The 18,311-nt window shown below is 30.9% G+C and carries 10 protein-coding genes and 2 tRNA genes; 4 read left to right on the top strand and 8 right to left on the bottom strand.

All coding sequences use genetic code 11. The features are described 5' to 3' along the window. Window positions 1–14: 14 nt before the first annotated feature. From H527_RS22195 to H527_RS0114300, 7 genes are all read right to left on the bottom strand, one after another. Window positions 15–989: a hypothetical protein gene (locus H527_RS22195; protein WP_051316776.1), complete on the bottom strand. Its 975-nt coding sequence runs from the start codon at window positions 987–989 to the stop codon at window positions 15–17. A gap of 3 nt (window positions 990–992) precedes the next feature. Then, complete coding sequence (locus tag H527_RS0114325; RefSeq protein ID WP_027413348.1) at window positions 993–3,431, bottom strand: AAA family ATPase; 2,439 nt, start codon at window positions 3,429–3,431, stop codon at window positions 993–995. Between the two features lie 5 nt (window positions 3,432–3,436). Next, complete coding sequence (locus H527_RS0114320) at window positions 3,437–5,209, bottom strand: type VI secretion system baseplate subunit TssF (RefSeq protein WP_027413347.1); 1,773 nt, start codon at window positions 5,207–5,209, stop codon at window positions 3,437–3,439. Window positions 5,210–5,292: 83 nt separating this feature from the next. Further along, window positions 5,293–5,721, bottom strand: coding sequence for a GPW/gp25 family protein (locus H527_RS0114315; RefSeq protein ID WP_027413346.1), 429 nt, complete (start codon window positions 5,719–5,721; stop codon window positions 5,293–5,295). A 346-nt stretch (window positions 5,722–6,067) separates the two neighbouring features. Further along, the gene (locus H527_RS0114310; RefSeq protein ID WP_027413345.1) at window positions 6,068–7,429 is read right to left on the bottom strand and encodes a DUF5458 family protein; all 1,362 of its coding nucleotides are present in this window, start codon (window positions 7,427–7,429) and stop codon (window positions 6,068–6,070) included. Window positions 7,430–7,464: 35 nt separating this feature from the next. Next, the gene (locus tag H527_RS0114305; protein ID WP_027413344.1) at window positions 7,465–7,923 is read right to left on the bottom strand and encodes a hypothetical protein; all 459 of its coding nucleotides are present in this window, start codon (window positions 7,921–7,923) and stop codon (window positions 7,465–7,467) included. Window positions 7,924–9,160: 1,237 nt separating this feature from the next. Further along, a tRNA-Ser gene (locus tag H527_RS0114300) sits at window positions 9,161–9,245 on the bottom strand. Between the two features lie 173 nt (window positions 9,246–9,418). Between H527_RS0114300 and H527_RS0114295 the strand changes: the two genes are divergently transcribed. From H527_RS0114295 to H527_RS23185, 4 genes are all read left to right on the top strand, one after another. Further along, window positions 9,419–10,477, top strand: a complete 1,059-nt coding sequence (locus H527_RS0114295) for a M28 family metallopeptidase (protein ID WP_027413343.1) — start codon at window positions 9,419–9,421, stop codon at window positions 10,475–10,477. Between the two features lie 785 nt (window positions 10,478–11,262). Next, window positions 11,263–11,336 (top strand) — tRNA-Arg (locus H527_RS0114290). Window positions 11,337–11,984: 648 nt separating this feature from the next. Continuing rightward, on the top strand, window positions 11,985–13,709 hold the full coding sequence (locus H527_RS0114285; protein WP_027413342.1) for an FAD/NAD(P)-binding protein: 1,725 nt from the start codon (window positions 11,985–11,987) through the stop codon (window positions 13,707–13,709). Window positions 13,710–13,786: 77 nt separating this feature from the next. Further along, window positions 13,787–13,984 (top strand): hypothetical protein, encoded by a 198-nt coding sequence (locus tag H527_RS23185; protein ID WP_027413341.1) that lies wholly within the window; start codon window positions 13,787–13,789, stop codon window positions 13,982–13,984. Between the two features lie 823 nt (window positions 13,985–14,807). Here the strand turns inward: H527_RS23185 and H527_RS0114270 are convergent. Next, window positions 14,808–18,308: a T9SS type A sorting domain-containing protein gene (locus tag H527_RS0114270; protein ID WP_027413340.1), complete on the bottom strand. Its 3,501-nt coding sequence runs from the start codon at window positions 18,306–18,308 to the stop codon at window positions 14,808–14,810. Window positions 18,309–18,311: the final 3 nt, after the last annotated feature.

The raw sequence follows: 18,311 nt of genomic DNA, 5'->3' as shown, positions 1-18,311 counted from the left end.
TAGGTATATATATTTTAAATACTTGGTGCTAAAATTTGCTGATCTTCAATTTTTTTTACTTCATTGTTGGTATACGCTATTATGGTATCATACCCCAAATAGTTTGTTCTTAATTGAAATCCACTACTGTATAAAATTTTATGCTGTACTATAATTTTTCTATTTGAAAAAGTAAAAAATTCTAATATTTTTTTAATAATGCTTCTGTTTTTTTGTAATACTTTATACTCTTGATGCTCTTCTAACTGCATTATTGCATAAATATCATCTTGCTCGCTAATAACTGGTCCTTGAGTGCCTATATCATATCCTAGTATTCCTTCGCCTAAAGCCATAAAAGGGCTTTGTTTTAATACACATGGTCTGTACTCTAATACGACATAAAATCCTAATATAGATCGTAATAGCTCTTCTAACTCTGGTAAATTTTCTTTTAATTGCTCTGCGTTACATAGATTTAGAAACAGTTTATATAGCTGCTCTTTTTGTAAAGGAATATCTTTTTTAATGATTGCATTTGCAAACGAAAAAAGGTTCTGTTTGGCATAATCATCGGTAAAAATATTAAGGTGCCTATTGGATAGTTTTAATTTTTCTTCAAACAAAAAGGTATCAAAAGGAATAAAGAAATGTATGTTTTCTTCTTCTTTTTTTCGATTTTCGCGTATGGCATCTACAATCTCTTTATTACTCATAGAGGGAGTACTGATTACCAATGGGTGAAATAATATTTCTGGTAATTGATGGTAGATACTATTACGGCTTAAATGAATAAAAACAGTATCTGCCTTAGGGGACATACTTAAGGGATCGTAACTACTTAAATCCAGCACGTCTTTGGAGAAAGCCCTGCTGTTCATACCATGGTTTTTTATCCATACGTTGCGATCTTTTGAATCCTCTAAGATAAACATAAGTTCTTCATAGAATACCTCTGCCACAAAACCGGTAATTTCACTTTTTTTTATGTCATCCAAGTCTACTGCCATCTGTTACTGTTTTTCCCAGATTAAACTTTCGTCTTTATAATCTACCAGTACCACATCCCCAGAAACTACACTTTCTGATACTATCATTCTGGATATTGCTTTTTTAAGATAGGTACGAATCACTCCCGATATTGGTCTGGCTCCATAGGTTTTTGAATATCCTTTGTTGGATAAATGCTTTAACGCTTCTTTAGATAAATTAAGGGTTATATTTTTTTGTTGTTTTAATTGTTGTTGCAGGTTCTGGAATTGCAATACAAAGATCATTTGTGCTACTTGCTCATTAATTGGAGCAAAAGGCACTACCTCTGTGATCCTACCCAAAAATTCTGGTCTAAAATGATTGCTCATTACTTCGATCAATTGATTTGAAGATGGTATTTTTTGCTCCCCAAACTGCTCTGCAATCCACTGGCTACCAATATTAGAAGTAAATATAATGATTGCATTAGAAAAATCTCCTTCACGCCCCAGTTTATCATGAATATGACCTTCGTCCATAATTTGTAAAAACACATCGTATACAGAGCTATGTGCTTTTTCAATCTCATCAAATAGTATGATCGAATATGGTTTTTCTCTAATTTTGTTTACTAGCATCCCTCCTTCTTCATATCCTACATATCCAGGAGGTGCTCCATATAAAAGTGCAGCAGAATGTTCTTCTTTAAACTCTGACATATCAAAGCGAATCATCGCGCTTTCGTCATCAAAAAGTAGTTCTGCCAAAGATTTTGTAAGCTCTGTTTTACCGGTTCCTGTTGGTCCTAAAAAGAAAAATGACCCTATTGGTTGTTTAGGGTTGCTTAATCCACTTCTGGACTCTATAATAGCGTCTGACAATGTAGTAATAGCATGATCTTGTCCTTTTACTCTTGCTTGCAGGCGTTCTTCAATATTAAGAAGTCTCTCTTTTTCTTCGGCTTGTATTTTTCCTATAGGGATTCCTGTAATGCTTGCCACCATAGCTGAAATCTCATGTGCTGTGATTTCTTTAATGGGCTGTTCTGCTATTTTTTTTGCTTCTGTTAGATATTCTTCTAGTTTTTGAACCAGTTCTTCTTCTTTTTCTATGGCAAGGATATCGTATTTAGTCGAGATGTTATTTAACACTACCGGACTAATCCTATCGGTTACCAAGCGGTACAAGAAATAAAGATTGGATATAGAGTCTTTTTCTCCTAGGGCTACCGCTTTTAACTGTGCTTGTAATGCTTCTATTTCTTTTAAAGAATTGGCGTTACTGGTATGTACCGATGCCAATGTTCTGTCTAACAGTTCTATTGCTCCATGAGGGAGTTTGTTTTCTTTGAAATATCTTTTGGAGTATTGTACTGATTCTGTAATGGCTTCTTCGGCTATTTTTAATTGATAATATGCAGTGAGCTTATATCTATGGTTCTCTAAGCATTTAAGTAATATCATTTTTTCTAACTCCTCAAGCTTTATAACTTCGAGCTTGCGGTTTATAGAATGTTTTTCTATCGTTTTTCTATAGGCATCGGGATTGATAGTTGCAATCAAATTAATAGATCCATCATTAAGCTCTGCAGAGATTAAATTGGTTACTGCTCCTGATCCTCCCTGAGCTCCTTCAATAAGAACTTGTATGTCGTCGATAATTAAAAGACAATTCTCTACTTTTTCTATTTTATCAAAAATATCGCTTAGTTTTTTAGCTACATCGCTCTCATTGGCACTATTTGCTAATAGTTTGGATGCATTAAGCCCTATAATCTGTTTTTCTGAAACCAAAGAGTTTTCTGATTCTGCAATATGCTTAATTAATCCTTTAATAATCCCCGTTTTGCCTACTCCAGAGTCTCCTACTACCAAAATACCTCTATTTTCTTGTCGTTCGAGACTTTCCAGAATGCTTCGCATTTCTTTATCTCGCCCTAAGATCAAGGTGCCTTCATCTATATTTTTTTGGGTAATCAGATTTGTACAATACGGTATTGACCCTACTAGTTCTGCATGTTCACTATCGGTTAAATTTTTTGAGGAAAAAATAGGAGAATCGTATATTTTATAAAATTCTTCTTCTGTTACCGAAATGGTTTCTAATTGCTTGTTAGTGTATACAACTCCTTTTCTGATAATTGCTGTAAATACACAAACCCCGTCTATGTAATCGGTTCCTAATTTTAATTTTGATCTTTCTGATTCTTCGAATACTTTATCTACTTCTTCATCTGGCACAGGTTCTGTTGCATCGGGATCCTGTGATTCGTATATTTCTTTTCGCATTTCGAACCACTCTTGCAGGTAATCTACATCTTTACCCATACTAGATAATATGTCACTTACTCCTGTAGGTTCGTATAGTAATGCTAGTGCCAAATGTGCTACTCCATAAGTCGTATGTCTATCTTTTGTGGCAAACGATTTTGCTAATCGTACTGCAGATACTAAACTTGGACTGAAATTATTTTCGATCATTACTATTATATTATGTTTACACGATAAGGGGTGCTATGCACTGATTTGTTTTCTAATTCTAATTGCAAGTAATTTCCTAATCGTTTTTTGTTTTCGTTACTTAAATTTCCGCTTTGACTTAATAGAACCTCTACATTAATGGTTCTTACTAATCCTTGTTTTTTGTGCACAGATATCCCTACTCCTGATTTTACAGATACATTTTTAACCACATCCCCTATGGTCATATATATAAACTCTTTGATATCTTCATTAGAGACTATTCTATCCTTAGATAGTAGTCCATATCTAAAACTGCTTATTTTTTCTTTTGCTCCTTTTTTTACTATTCCTCCAACCGTATCTGTTTGTAATCGAATACTGTCTGCTTGTAGTTCGATAGTTTGATATTGATTGAGTAAAGTTCCTTGCTTTATATCATTGGCTAAACCAGCATTTGTGGTCCAATAAATACACTCATAGGTATTCGAAGTTTTATGAGGAATTGTTTGTAGATAAACTTTTTCGCTATTATCACTTACATCTTTATATCTAAAATTTACTTTACGTTCTAGAGTGTCTAATTTATTATTAAGATCTTCTAGATAAGCATTTAACAAATCATATCCTACTGCAGAGAATGAGCTTCCTTCTTCTCTTACTGTTTGTATTACATCTGTTAAAATAGATTTTGCATTACGTTCATCAAACTGCTCTATATCTCCAAAATAAAGAGAAAAAGAACCTTCCATATTATTTATGTCATTTTTTAATGCGCTCTTATACATTCTTCCTTCGTTATCGATAAGAGATTCTACGTTTAAGAAATATTCTTTTTCATCAAAATAAAGAGAAACAATCTTACCGTTTCTTTTTATGCTATGCTGCTTGTACGATCTTTTTCTATTCACTACAGGGAATGTATTTGTAGAAATCGTAATCTTATCCAACTCTTCTTTTGTAAAAGCTACCGAAAATGATATTTGTAACCAAAAAAGTTCTTTATCATATTCTTCTATTTCTTCTTGATTAAATATGCCGTTACATCTATTGGTTAATTTGTGCCTTTTTTTAGTACTATTGCTGAGATCTATAGTATATAAATAATCTTGATAATATCGTTGTATAGTAGTATAATAATGTTCTTTATTCGTGTTTATATCTTCTTGTTCCTGATATAATATTAAATCATTGCCTTCATAATCCTGTACTTTACTCATCTTTAGATATGGATTAAGATGAGAGTCTTTTAACAGTATACTTATTGGCATTTTGGTTATTTCTTGCAGTAAAGATTCATCAATATCTATGCCTACCCAAATAGTATATTCTGGGACTTGGCTTTCTTTATAAGAGTTTATGACATGTTTAAACCCTTTATCTGTATCAAAAGCTAATTCTCGCTCCCAAGCAGTACAATATACTTTTGCTTTTAATAATTCTTGTTTTTTGATTGGAGTAAAAAACACATCGTTTAACTCTCCTTTAACTATTTTTTGAAAATATAACTGGGTAGTTTTTTCTATTTCTCCTACTTGTTCAGAAGGCTGTACACTAAGCAATGCATGTGATGGCGTAGGGAGTGACCAGTTTTCATTAACCAATATTTTTGATATTCTTTCTAAAAGTTTGGCATCTGATATTTTGACTTCTTGATATATCTTTGATAACTCATAGGAGAATACGTCTAGAAACATCTCAATAACTGGGTCTACTTTTTGACTGTTTTCTATTCCCCACAATTCCATAGAACGCATTTTCATACGTTCTTTTATTTTTCTATAATTATTATCAACCATACCTTTAGGTTATTATTGAATTTTTTATGAGTCTATTGTATGTTACAAAACAAGTTTTACATAAATTCAATAAGATTTATTCATTATTGAGATAAAGGGCTTACGTATAGAGATGTATTAAAGTTAAAGGCTACTCCTGTTTGCACAATATTTCCTGAAACGCTTATCACTGCTTTTCTTCTTACCTCGGAGTGTTTTTTAGAATCTACATCTGTATCAATTTCACTTAAACTTACAACTACATTTATGTCTGTAAGTCTAGTTTCGTATTTAGTGATCGACTCAAGAAGTGATAATCTTACTTTTTCTTCCCATTCATAAATCTTGACTAACTGATTGAATTCGAGTTCCCATATATCTGATCCAAAATCATTTCTCCCTGCAACTTCTCCATATCTACTGGTTATTTGCATCATAATATATTGCGCAATAGATTCCTCTACGGAACATCTTTTTTGTGTTTTTCCGTGTAACATACCAGAAAAATCTATAGGTAATTTTAGATACTTCATCTGCTTTAGATTTTAGTGCTTATAATTTAGCCTATTTTTAAAATAAAAAGAGAGATGCTCTACATCTTAAAAACATAAATACTATAGTTTTGAAAAACAGTGTAATAATTAAATATTATCCATACCCTATCCTACATATAAAATTATATAGGATATCAAATTATATTGTTTCATATAAAAAGCCTAAAACGACAACATCTACTATCTTTTTTTTCATAAAAACAAAACTCTGTTCTTTTAAAAAACCTATTATTCTCCTATCGTTTTAAACGAAATCAAAAACAAATTGATGGCATCAATACGTTTTGATTTCGCTTAATTTAATAGGTTGTAGCATTATTTAATATTACTGTTGTTTATATTCACTGTGCCATTCTGCATTTTCAGGACCATCTCCTTTATGACCATCTAACTGAATTACAAAACTTTTTGCAGGAAAATATGGAGTAATATGTATATCTAATAGTACTCTGTCTTTTTGGTTCTTATCTTGTTCTATTTTCATTACCTGAAACCTTTCAATAAGTTTAGACGGACCTTGTATTCCATCCAGAAACTTAACGATTTGACTTCTTAAATCTGCTTCTGTACGAGTTGTCCAGTTTTCAAAAGCTCTTCTGTTTAAGAAATCAAAAAGCACTTTAGTTATATGATCAAATACTCTTACTACAGAGTATGTTTGTAGACCTAGATTATCCCCATTGAATAATGTTTTAGCAGAAAATGCCATAACTTTACTATACTCATTAACCATTGGCACCAATCCCATTTTTTCTAGTTCTGAGATTTCGCTCTTTTTAAGATCAAAACGAACACTTTCTACTTCATTAATTCCTCCAAATTTTTTACCAGCAACTACTTGAGACATCAAAGTACTGTATATTTTTCCGGCTAATGCAGAAGATGGAGGAACGTATAGGTTATCTTCTTCTCCTACCACATCATCTTTTTTTCTTCCTAATAACCAATTACAAGACATTAAAGTATTGGATTTAAAAACATCTCCTCCAGTATGATTAGCGTTAAAGAAGATATCTACAACATCATCTGGGGATTCTAAATCCTGAAAATCTGTTACCAAAACAGCTTTATTGTCATACGCTATTTTTGACCATTTATCCAAAACAGCATTAGATCCTAAATATCCAGGTACATTTAATATCCCATAATTACTTCTAAGATCAAGGCGATCAAAATTTTGTTTTAGTTCATTTGCTACATAATCTATAAATAGCGTATTGTCTAAATCTTTTATTTGATCTAAATCTGCATTAAGTATAGTTACATTTTTTACTTTATCAGATTCTGTGTTTTTATAAAAAAGAGCCATCGATCTATAAGATCTCTCTAACTCTTCTGTGGCTTTTAATGCTTTTTTTAAATTTGAATTTAACGTGGTATCTGCTTTTTCTGCTCGATCTTTTGCTATATCTCGCATACCTTCAGTATCTTTTCCACTATTCAGCAAATCTACCCACACATTTAATCTATTTGATAAATTTTTTCTTTCCGTTTCCCATTGCTCATCGGTAAGAAAGATATTTCTTCTTGCTTTTCTTTTTGGGTTAAGGTTAGAAAAACCATCGATTATATTTTCTAAAAAAGAAAACCCACCATACTCTGCTAAGGCTTCAACTGAAGATCCGCTTTTTTGAATTTGTTTTTCTTGCTTAGAAGCCGCTTTATTTTCTTTTGCTTGTATTGCCATAATAATTTATTGTCGGTTTATGAATATCTTACGTATTATTTAGTTCCTGCGTTTTCAATCTCTTTTAGAGACTCTTCTAATACTTGAACAATAGCTGCTCTAGTTTCGGGATTTTCTAATGCTTTTTTCAATCCTTTATTAGAGGTAAGTTGCCGAATAATTTTAGTGTTTTGTTCTTTTTCAATATCCAGTTTATTCAAAAAATCACTGTTCTTTTTAATAGATTTAGATCCAAAATCTCCAAGGTTTTTAAAGTTTATATTTTCTTTTACATCTGTTCCTTGTTCATCTTGAAATTCGACATCTACATTTGGAGCGAATTTTTCAAATACCTGTTCTACCGTTTGAAGACCATAAACAGCTTCTGGTGTAACTGGAGCTTCATTTGTTAATTTTTGAATCAATAAAGTTTTGTTTGCTGGGATATCTGCAATAGATTCTCCTGCATCTACTTTTACTTCGTTTCCTCCTATTCCATAGTTATACATAGACATATTTTAAAGTTTTTTTTGTTATATATTATTTTTAGTATTCGAATGTTATTTTTTTTATTATCTACTTACATCTGTTTTTTTTGTATTTAATCTCATTCATAGGTTTGTCAATGCTTATTTTTTTTAATAAACAATTATTATTTTCTTTTTTAACAAATTTTAAAATGAACAAATTCACATCAATACAGTAAGTAATTGATTTATTAAAATGCTAAAAAAGATAGTATTATCTTTAAATTCCATAATATACATCATACAAAAAACAAGCCTGTATGCATATTACTTAGCATTTAATAATCCATTAAAACTAATACTTTATATAGGGTAGGGTAAATATGTAACAAACTTAATCGATATTAAATAAATATACATACGGTTAAACCTCAATATTAATACTGTTTAAACATTAAAATGCATTTAAAAACAAACTAAATACCTGACAAACAAATAATTAAATACAAATATAAACATGTCTTAATTTTTCCTTAAAAAAGTTATAATTCCACTTATACTATATCAATAAAATAAAATCAATCAATTATTTCTAAAAAACTTTTAGTTTTACCTACACTGTTTTTAATCATAAGTTTTAAGATTGATTATTATAAAATAAGTAATTCATCAAAAATAAAGCGGACTTTCTCAAAATACAGTATAGCTATCTTTTATTAAACTAAAGTTTATAGATTTAATGATTATTTGTAAAATTAAACATCATCTCTTTTTTTTTATACCCTATTTTCAGTGAAATTTTAATACAAACAAGTATCTTGATAGGTCTATACTCAATTACTTTATAAACCGTAGCACAAATGCATCAGCAGAATCTTTAATCCCAAAATAAAGAAGATTGATCCATTTTAAAGCATTCAATACTATTGCCAATACCATAACGATAAACCATAGATCAACACTAAACTATTTTATCAATCGAAGTATAAATGCTTCGGCAGAATCTTTTAATCCTAAAATAATACGATTTACGGATGAGAATTGCGTATAAATAATTATAAAGGTTTTTCGCTAGATTGATGAATCAAATTAAAGAATAGCCATAGCTATTGTTTAATTTTATAAAGAAAATATAGTAGAAAAAGAATGCGATTATATACGAGATTTTTATTCGTAAATCGTATAAAAGCCTTTAGAGCCCAGTTCAGAGGTGTAAGAATTTAATATTGAAGAAAATATAAAAAGCCCATAAATATATAATTTATGGGCTTTTACAACTTATAAGCGGAGAATGAGGGATTCGAACCCCCGGAGGTGTGACCCTCAACAGTTTTCAAGACTGCCGCATTCGACCACTCTGCCAATTCTCCAGTGTTTAGTCTCATCAAGTATTCCTTGAATGCGGGTGCAAATATAAAACCTTTTTTAAATCTAAAAAGAAAAATATAAAATATTTTGAAGTTTTTTTTTCTAAAAGAAGAAAAGAGCTTTAAGAGATATGCGACAAAATGATTATATTGTGCGCTATTAATTAAAAAATTACATGAAAAACATCTTAGTTTTAGTTACTTCATTCATAATTTGTTGTTGTGGAACTTCTCAAAATCCGACAATAAATCCATTAAAAACAGATTCAACATCTGGTATGAATACAGAGTCAGTTGTAGTTACGTATGCAGAAAGTATTACAGCAGAAGAGTTGAAAGAATATTTATATGTTTTTGCAGGAGATGAATTTGAAGGTCGTGATACAGGAGAGGCCGGCCAAAAAAAAGCTGCAGAATATTTGAAAACTCAATATAAAAAAATGGAGATACCATCTCCTTTTGGAGGGGATGATTATTATCAAGAAATACCAGAAAGCTATTTTAGAGGTGGTATTAAATCTTCAGAAAACGTTTTGGCTTTTATCGAAGGAACGGAAAAACCGAATGAAATAGTAGTGCTATCTGCACATTATGACCATGTAGGAGTGGATGAAAAAGGTAATATATACAATGGAGCCGACGATGATGGTTCAGGTACTGTGAGCCTCTTAGAGATAGCTAGTGCTTTTAAGCAAGCTAAAAAAGACGGTTTTGGCCCTAAACGATCTATTTTGTTTTTGCATGTTACTGGTGAAGAAAAAGGACTGTATGGTTCTAGATTTTATACAGAGAATCCTGTTTTTCCTTTAAAAAATACAATAACAGATCTTAATATCGATATGATAGGAAGAGTTGATAAAAAGCATGAAGATGAAGATAAAAGAAATTATATATACTTAATAGGTAGTGATAGATTGAGTTCTGAACTGCATGAAATTAGTGAAACGGCTAATAAAAAGTATACACAATTAGATTTAGATTATACGTATAATGAGAAAAATGACCCTAATAGATTTTATTTCAGAAGTGATCATTACAATTTTGCAAAACATAATATCCCTATAATCTTTTATTTTAATGGGGTACATGAAGATTACCATAAGCCTACAGACACACCAGATAAGATTGCTTATGAATTAATGGCAAAACGAGCAAAATTGGTTTTCTATACAGCTTGGGAAGTAGCAAATAGAATAGAAAGAATTAAGGTTGATGGCGCTAAAGAAGGAGAATAATTTTTCTCTTGTTTAAGAAATATTTTTAATGGAAATCAATTTCGTATAAAACATTAAGTGATTTATGATCCTTAATAAGGTAATTAAAAGTATCTAGCTCTTCCTAATTCATATTAACAGCTAATTCACCTAATACTTAACATATAATTTTTTGACTTAGTTGATTTTTACCATATCCGCTTAACATATATCTGTAACCAAAATTGTGAAAAGCTATAAAAGTTATTTTATATGTAGAAATTTTGTTCACCATAAAAAAGATAGGCAGTTATAATATATGTAATGTTCTAATCAACAAAAGAGGAACTGAACATATCTCATATAATACGTTAAAAGCATCTAGAAAAAATGCCATCTAACTCAGAAGAATGAATATCTTTTAAAATAGCCATCTTTTTCAAACCCTCCTCTTTTTAGTGAATTTTACAGTGACCAACAAAGACTATAATGAGGTTTACTTTAACAGCTTGTATACTTTTTTCCTAATAATAAGAATGGATATTTTACACAACTAGTTAGATTTTATGTATGATTAAAAAAATTGATTTTTTAGTTCTTTTTAATCTCTAAAAAAAGCTCACTTATATTGATTATAAACAAAAGAAAGTCAAATAATTACAGGTCATCATAATGATATTAAGAAAGACTATCAACTAAAGTAAAGAAAAAAAAAGAAAAAAAATATCTCAATATGCTTGCAAAAACCTCAATGTATTGTATATTTGCGCCGCTGAAAACGTCAAAACAATAGGTTATTTATTCTATTGGATGTTTCAAATGGTTACGGGCTCGTAGCTCAGCTGGATAGAGCACCTCCCTTCTAAGGAGGCGGTCATAGGTTCGAATCCTATCGGGCTCACAAAAAGCCATACTATTACTAGTATGGCTTTTTTGTTTTTATTGTCCCGTCCTAAAATAAGTTATACGATTTACGGATGAGAATTGCGTATAAATAATTGCAAAGGTTTTTCGCTAGATTGATGAATCAAATTAAAGAATAGTCATAGCTATTGTTTCATTTTATGAAGAAAATATAGTAGAAAAAGAATGCGATTATATGCGAGATTTTTATTCGTAAATCGTATTATATAGTAGATATCTACTTCGAGCCAATAGTTGTTTTAATGTATCTCCATTAGTTAGTAATTCAGGGGTATTCAAAAAACCTTGAAGGTTTAAATTGATGCGATTTGTTAAATAGGGTTAAAATATAAAAGAACAAAGCGTAAAACATATCCTTTTTAGAATTTAGTTAAAATAATTTATCAAGGGGCAAATATTTTTTTAAATTAAGTAGTTAAGATATTGATAAAATGGGATTTATAAATTTAAGGATTAGTTGTTTACATACGTGATGCGAAGTTTATAATAAACAGATCGAGGTTACTATAAGAGGTCATAATTTTAGCTTTTCAGTTAATTGATATGCTTTAAGAAATTTAACTTCGATTATCAACTTTTAAATGAATAGTATTATTTGTTTCTAAAAGAACTATCTGTCAGACTTATGAAAAAAATTGAAACTTTAGCAATCATTGGTTGTGGTCCTAGAGGTTTATCCTCTTTAGAGTCCTTACTAAAACATTTATCAAAATCTAATTTCATTCCAAATATCAAATTATTTGATTCCTATCCTTTTTTTGGTGCTGGACGAGTATGGAGAACCGATCAAGTAGAAACTAATTGGATTAACATTTCTGACAAGGCTTTAAAATCTTTGCAAGGTAGAGAACCTGTTAAGTTCGAAAATTTTACCATACCTGGTTTTCCTTCATTTATTGAATGGTTTGAGATTCATAAATTTAAATTTCCAAAAAACACCTTTTATTTCATACCCAGAAAAGTAATGGGAGAATACTTAATGGAGCGTTTTAATTCTGTCAAAAAGATATTGCAGGAACAAAATAAAATTGAACTTTTTGAATTAGAGGTTTCAAATGTAGTATTTCAAGATGGGGCTCTATTAATTGAAACACCAGATAATGAAAAAGAGAATGCAGATGAATGCTTAATAACGATTGGTCACCAACCAACATTTCCTTCAGATCAAATAAAAAAATGGCACAAATTATCTAAAACGTATGGACTGCAATTAGAGTTAACTCCTTATGATATTAAGCTTGATAAAAGAATAGACAAAAACCGAGTAATAGCCATAAGGGGTTTTGGTTTAGCAACTTTGGATCTATTCAGACTATTTGGATTAAATGACGAATCTAAATTTAAAGAAAATAAAAATGACTGCTTTTTACGTTACAAACACGATCAGATTTCAAAGAATACTATAATTCCATTTTCCCTTGATGGATTACCACCTGTTCCTAAACCATACAATATTAAAGTAGATTCTTTATTTGATCCTGAAAAAGAATTAACTGAGATGTTTGAAATCAAGATCAAAAATGGATTAAAAGCTAATGAGTTATTTCCTCAATATTTGGTAGAAACTTTTATAAGCACTTTAATTCCCGTTTTGAATCGAAATCCGAATTGTTTTCTTACAGCCGATTTCTCTAATCAAAAAATTAAAGATATTTCAAGCGCTTGGTTAAAAGATTCTTGCTTTAAGCACGATTGTATACTTGATACTGATTTAGAAGTTACTAGTTATATGAAAAAAACAGTTCTTATGGCGCATCACAAAACAGGGATAAGTTTAGATTACGCTATAGGTCAATTATGGCGCCACTTGCAACCTAGTATGTACAAATTATTCTCGTACTGTGGATTGGACGATACTATTATGGAGGAAATAATAAATATTGATGAAAGGCTTAAAAGATACTCTTATGGTCCACCAGTTGATTCTATAAAGCAAGTAATTGCACTTTCAGATGAAGGTGTAATTAATTTTGACCTAGTTAAAGACCCAGAGGTTAATGCATCTGAGGATGGTTGGATCCTAAAAAATAATGAGAGTATGAAAAAAGCTGATATTATGATTAATGCAGTATTAGATAGTCCTGTTTTGAAAGAAATTAATTCTGATATAATTTTGAACCTTTTAAATAATAACGTTCTAAAAGCTGTTACGTCTAGTTTAGGTGTTGAAACTTTTGAGGATGGACAAATAAAAACAAATACATATAGACAAAACAGTCAGATTTATATGTTAGGCCGTAATTGTAAGGGTAGTGTATTGGGTGTTGATGCTATACTAGAATGTTTTGGAAAACGTGTAGAAGACTGGGCAAAAAACTGCGCTTCTAGGGTAAATAAAAGTAATCTTTAATATAAAAAAATAACATAAATCAATAACCTCGGAGCAAGCTCATGAGGTATGCTCCCGAAAATATATTTTGTTTTCAAATGAAATTAACTCATTATAACAAAAGAGCATTGACTTTTGCTATAATTGCCACCTTAATAACTGGAAGTGGAGCATACTTTTTGGGTAACATCAGTGGTTACGAAACGAAAGACCTTATAAAAGCATCTTTGCCAGAAATCAACACATTATGTAATACTATTGTATTGCATCCGCAACTACCTCTGCTCTATTATTAACTTTACTAAGTATTTAGTTCTAGCAGTAAGTCTAAATTGAATGTGAATAATTACAGGCATGTATTAATCATAGCAAAATTTGATACTACTGTATTTGTATCATCAATAATAGCTTTTTAGATTTTCAATATACCTATCACAGAGGCTGAAAATGTGCTTTCTAATTGGTACAGTTACATGTATTACTCTAAGTACTTCGACTATTGTAAATGAAGCTCTTATCGGTATCGTTTTAATGCTTTGCAATGCTGTCGAGTATAATAAAGAGCGGGATTAGGAATGACGGATTATCCATTGATAAATAAAGTAAAATTCAATTTCTAAGGATTCAAAAAAAATAAAAAATTTCATCTAATTATGGAAATAACTAAGATTTATTAAAAGTCCAAAAAAAATCAAGCAACGTTAAAACACACTTCTAAATATCTGATTTTCAGTAACTATTTTTATTTTTTTTCAATATTTGTCTTTTCTAGATCACAAAATCTTCACTATTATTTAGTGAGGCTTTTTTGTTTATTAGAGATCAAGACCAAAAGAGGGATCAAGTAATGATCCATTTTGATCTTGATCCAATCTTACCTCTACACCTTCTATTAACGATAATTTATATTTCATATAAACTGGTCTTAATCCAATATAACGTATAACAAAGCGTCATTTTTAAGATGGATAAACAACTTAAAAACATATTATTAACCTGATTTCTAAAAAAAAGACCTTTCAAATTAATGAAAGGTCTTTACTAAATTTAGCTAAATTATTTATTTTATAACTTAGAATTCATTCTCTTATCAATAGAGGTATCTGTTTTTATAAAAAATTATTTAATTAAAATTCTAGATATAGTATCCGGAGCACCTTCTCCTTTTACTCTAACCATATAAATTCCAGAATTAAGCTTTCCTAAAGATAGAGGTTGCTCAGCACTATTTAAAACGCCTATTCTTTTGTTATATACTAAAGCGCCATTTAAACCATAGACTTCTACAGTAGTATTATTCATAACAATTGCAGAAGATATTTGTACATTCCCATCAGAACTTGTTGGGTATACAAGAGGTCCTTGTGAGCTTCTAACAAGATTTTCTTCCTCTTCTGGTGCAATAGCTTGTTTTTGTGCGTTAAAAGAACGTATCGCCCAACCAAAAGAATTAGTATTAGGATCGGATATTAATCTAAATCGTATTGCAATAGTTTCTCCTGCTTGGAAAAAGTTTAGCAAATTAATTGTTTGCTCTTTAAATAAGTCATCATTTATTACTGTAGCTCCTGAATTATAAAAATCTGTCCACTCTGAAAATTTTTCTGCATCATAAGCATCCAATCTTACCCAATTACTCAAGTCACTTGAAGCCTCTATAGATACATAGTCATAAAACTGCCCTGGTGTTTCATCAAATTCTGTAATTGCCACATCATTATACGTTAAATTTGCGTTATTCGCAGAAACAATAATAGGTTGTTTTAAAACAGTTCGGTATTCTGAATCATCTAAATATGGATGATCTAAATTACTAAGAACAGATTGACTAACGGTTGCATCAAGATTATTAATCACAAATTCTCCTCCAAAAGTATACACATCAGAAGTTTTAAAAGTTTGAATCGCAATGAATGAGTCTGGAACATTGAAATCGATAATATCAAAAGTTTTTGAAGATATTGTTGATCTCTTTTGGTCATTATTTATAGCTTGTAAACCTATCGTATGTAATCCTTCAGAAAGATTATCCAAAGTATAAGCAAATTGTGTGTTTGGAGCAACATTATCTGTAATCTGGGCTACTTCTTCTCCATCAAGATATACAATAATTGCGGCAACATCCTCATTGCTATGGATATAATTAACGACTCCATTTTGATTCTCTATCGATTCCTGAGCTACATTTACTATTGTAGGAGGAGCAAAATATTTTGGAGGCTCGTATCCTTCTAACTCTTCAAGAGTAGCTGTCCAAACACCTCTACCATGTGTAGCCATTACTACTTGATTGTTTACTATTTTCATTTGCCAAACAGAAAATGCTGGTAACCCTGCTAAAAGAGCCCAGTTTTTACCTCCATCTAGGGTTTGAAAAACCCCTATGTCGGTACCTACCCATATTCTATTTTCATCAAAAGGCATTTCAACAATACTGTGAATGGCTACATCAGGAAAACCTCTATCCTCTCCTGTAGAAAAACCAGATATATCTTCCCAAGTTTTTCCTAAATCATTTGTTTTTAAAATTTTAGCTGCTCCTTGAGAAGAAAACAACATATAAGCTCTATTTTCATTATTAGGAGAAGTCTCCATTCCTGAAATATACAAATTGTGATTTTTATCATCTCTTGGATCAGAAAATGGAAGCGTCGATTCATAAGAAACTCCATTATCTTTAGAAACATGCATTACAAAATTACCATTCTCTGTCATTGCATTACCAGCCCATACTATATCAGGATTAGCAATAGATACAGCTACATCCAATGCACTTGATGCATTGGTTCCTACTGCAAATTTTTCAGGAATACTAGTCAAACTCCAAGATTCTGCAAAGTCATCAGATCTCCAAACCCCATTAATGGAAGGACTAAATAATACATCTGGATTATTATTAGCATTGACAATCTTGGAGTAAAAAGGAGATTTACCCGCTCCTGCATCACCATGTCTTGCATTAAAACCTCTACCATTTACATAACGTACAAAACCATTATATTGAGAACCTCCGATAAATTTATTAGGATCATTATAATTCCATAATACTTCAAATCCATCTCCTCCAATTATAAATTCATATTCGGTTTCATCATTTGCTTGAGCTCCTGTTAAAGATATCCATGTACCATTATCCTGTGCTCCTGCCATGTAATCCTCTACACCATTACGTTTATCTGCACCATAAAACTGAGTACAATTAAGACCTACTGCGGATGTTGACCAATCGTTAACCGTGGTTCCTGGATCAGTTAAAAAATCTGTATGATATACTCCTCCGTCATTAGCTAGGATAAGTTTAAATTTCTTTTCAGGATAATTTGAAGCCCATGTTAATCCATGTTGATCTACATGTACATAATCATTTAACTCATTATTATACCCTGCTGCAATTGGTTGAAATGAATATTTCAAAGGAGCATCTTTATCTACTCCTGTTTTTTCTACTTCAACTCTATACACTACTACTCCTCCTACATAAAATATATTTTTATTAAAAGGATGCCCCATAAGCATATTATCATACCATCCTTGTCCTGTAACTAAGTTCCCTGCCTCTGGCGCTCCATCAAATTCAAGAACTTTAAATGTAGTTCCATGATCATCAGAAACATAAAAATCAGTATTAACAGCTGTTGTAGCACCTCCACTAGGTGTATATACAGAAACAAATATTCTACAAGGATCTGCTGGAGAAACATCTAATTCAAAACGAGCATGATTTGCATTAAAATCATCTTTATTTAATACTAAATCCCAAGTAAGCCCAGCATCTTTACTTTTTATAATTCCTACACCATTAACACCTCCATAAATCGTGTTAAAAGTCCTAGGAGAGGCATTTAAATCTTGAACATTACCTCCGCTATACGTATTCTGCCAAGTTTTCCCTCCATCTGTCGTTACATAAATACCTGTACTACTTGCTACTACAAGGTTATTTTCATCTGCTGGGTTTATAGCTAACCTTCCTATTCCTCCAAAATCTTTTGTATTATCCAAATACTCCCAACTACGACCTCCGTTTATAGTTTTAAGAACACCTATACCTCCAATTGCATCTAAATTACCGAATGGTTCCCCTGTTCCAACATAAAGTGTTTTAGGATTTTTTTTACTTACTGCAATAGTAGATGTTGATAGATTTGGCACTTTATAATCTGTTAGATTTTCCCAAGTTTTTCCTGCATCTTTAGTAACCCAAAGACCTCCACCTACTGTACCTGCATACCATTTATTTACATCATCTGGCGCTACTACAATACCTCGTATTCTACCAGGTACATTAACCGGCCCTCGTTCATTCCATTTAATAATACTAGCATTTTTAAACTTAGAAGCATTCTTCATAGCTTTCTGATGCTCCGTTATTAAAAAACCTTCTTCATAAGTGGATTTTTCTGCTCCAATAGGCATTAAAAGATTTTTGACATAGTCTGCCATTATTTCTATGCCTTTTTTCTTATTATGATCTTTTTTGACCTTAGGTTTTTTAACAATATCCCTAGTCTCAATTTTAGCGATGTCTTTTTGCTCTTTTTTAGTCGTTGTACAAGAAGTATACACCACTATTAAAAACACTAAGACTAGCATTTTTTTAAAGTAAAATTTGTGTGTCATGAG

The sequence above is a fragment of the Aquimarina muelleri DSM 19832 genome, from assembly GCF_000430665.1.
GTDB classification, from domain to species: domain Bacteria; phylum Bacteroidota; class Bacteroidia; order Flavobacteriales; family Flavobacteriaceae; genus Aquimarina; species Aquimarina muelleri.
The sequence above is the reverse complement of the archived record's forward strand: the minus strand, read 5'-3'. Positions and strand labels throughout refer to the sequence as shown.

Bases quoted from the DNA above. Each gene is read 5' to 3' on its own strand.
- H527_RS0114270 (WP_027413340.1), bottom strand. From the start codon at position 18,308: ATGACACACAAATTTTACTTTAAAAAAATGCTAGTCTTAGTGTTTTTA.
- H527_RS0114320 (WP_027413347.1), bottom strand. From the start codon at position 5,209: ATGGTTGATAATAATTATAGAAAAATAAAAGAACGTATGAAAATGCGT.
- H527_RS0114315 (WP_027413346.1), bottom strand. From the start codon at position 5,721: ATGAAGTATCTAAAATTACCTATAGATTTTTCTGGTATGTTACACGGA.
- H527_RS0114295 (WP_027413343.1), top strand. From the start codon at position 9,419: ATGAAAAACATCTTAGTTTTAGTTACTTCATTCATAATTTGTTGTTGT.
- H527_RS23185 (WP_027413341.1), top strand. From the start codon at position 13,787: ATGAAATTAACTCATTATAACAAAAGAGCATTGACTTTTGCTATAATT.
- H527_RS22195 (WP_051316776.1), bottom strand. From the start codon at position 989: ATGGCAGTAGACTTGGATGACATAAAAAAAAGTGAAATTACCGGTTTT.
- H527_RS0114305 (WP_027413344.1), bottom strand. From the start codon at position 7,923: ATGTCTATGTATAACTATGGAATAGGAGGAAACGAAGTAAAAGTAGAT.
- H527_RS0114285 (WP_027413342.1), top strand. From the start codon at position 11,985: ATGAAAAAAATTGAAACTTTAGCAATCATTGGTTGTGGTCCTAGAGGT.
- H527_RS0114310 (WP_027413345.1), bottom strand. From the start codon at position 7,429: ATGGCAATACAAGCAAAAGAAAATAAAGCGGCTTCTAAGCAAGAAAAA.
- H527_RS0114325 (WP_027413348.1), bottom strand. From the start codon at position 3,431: ATGATCGAAAATAATTTCAGTCCAAGTTTAGTATCTGCAGTACGATTA.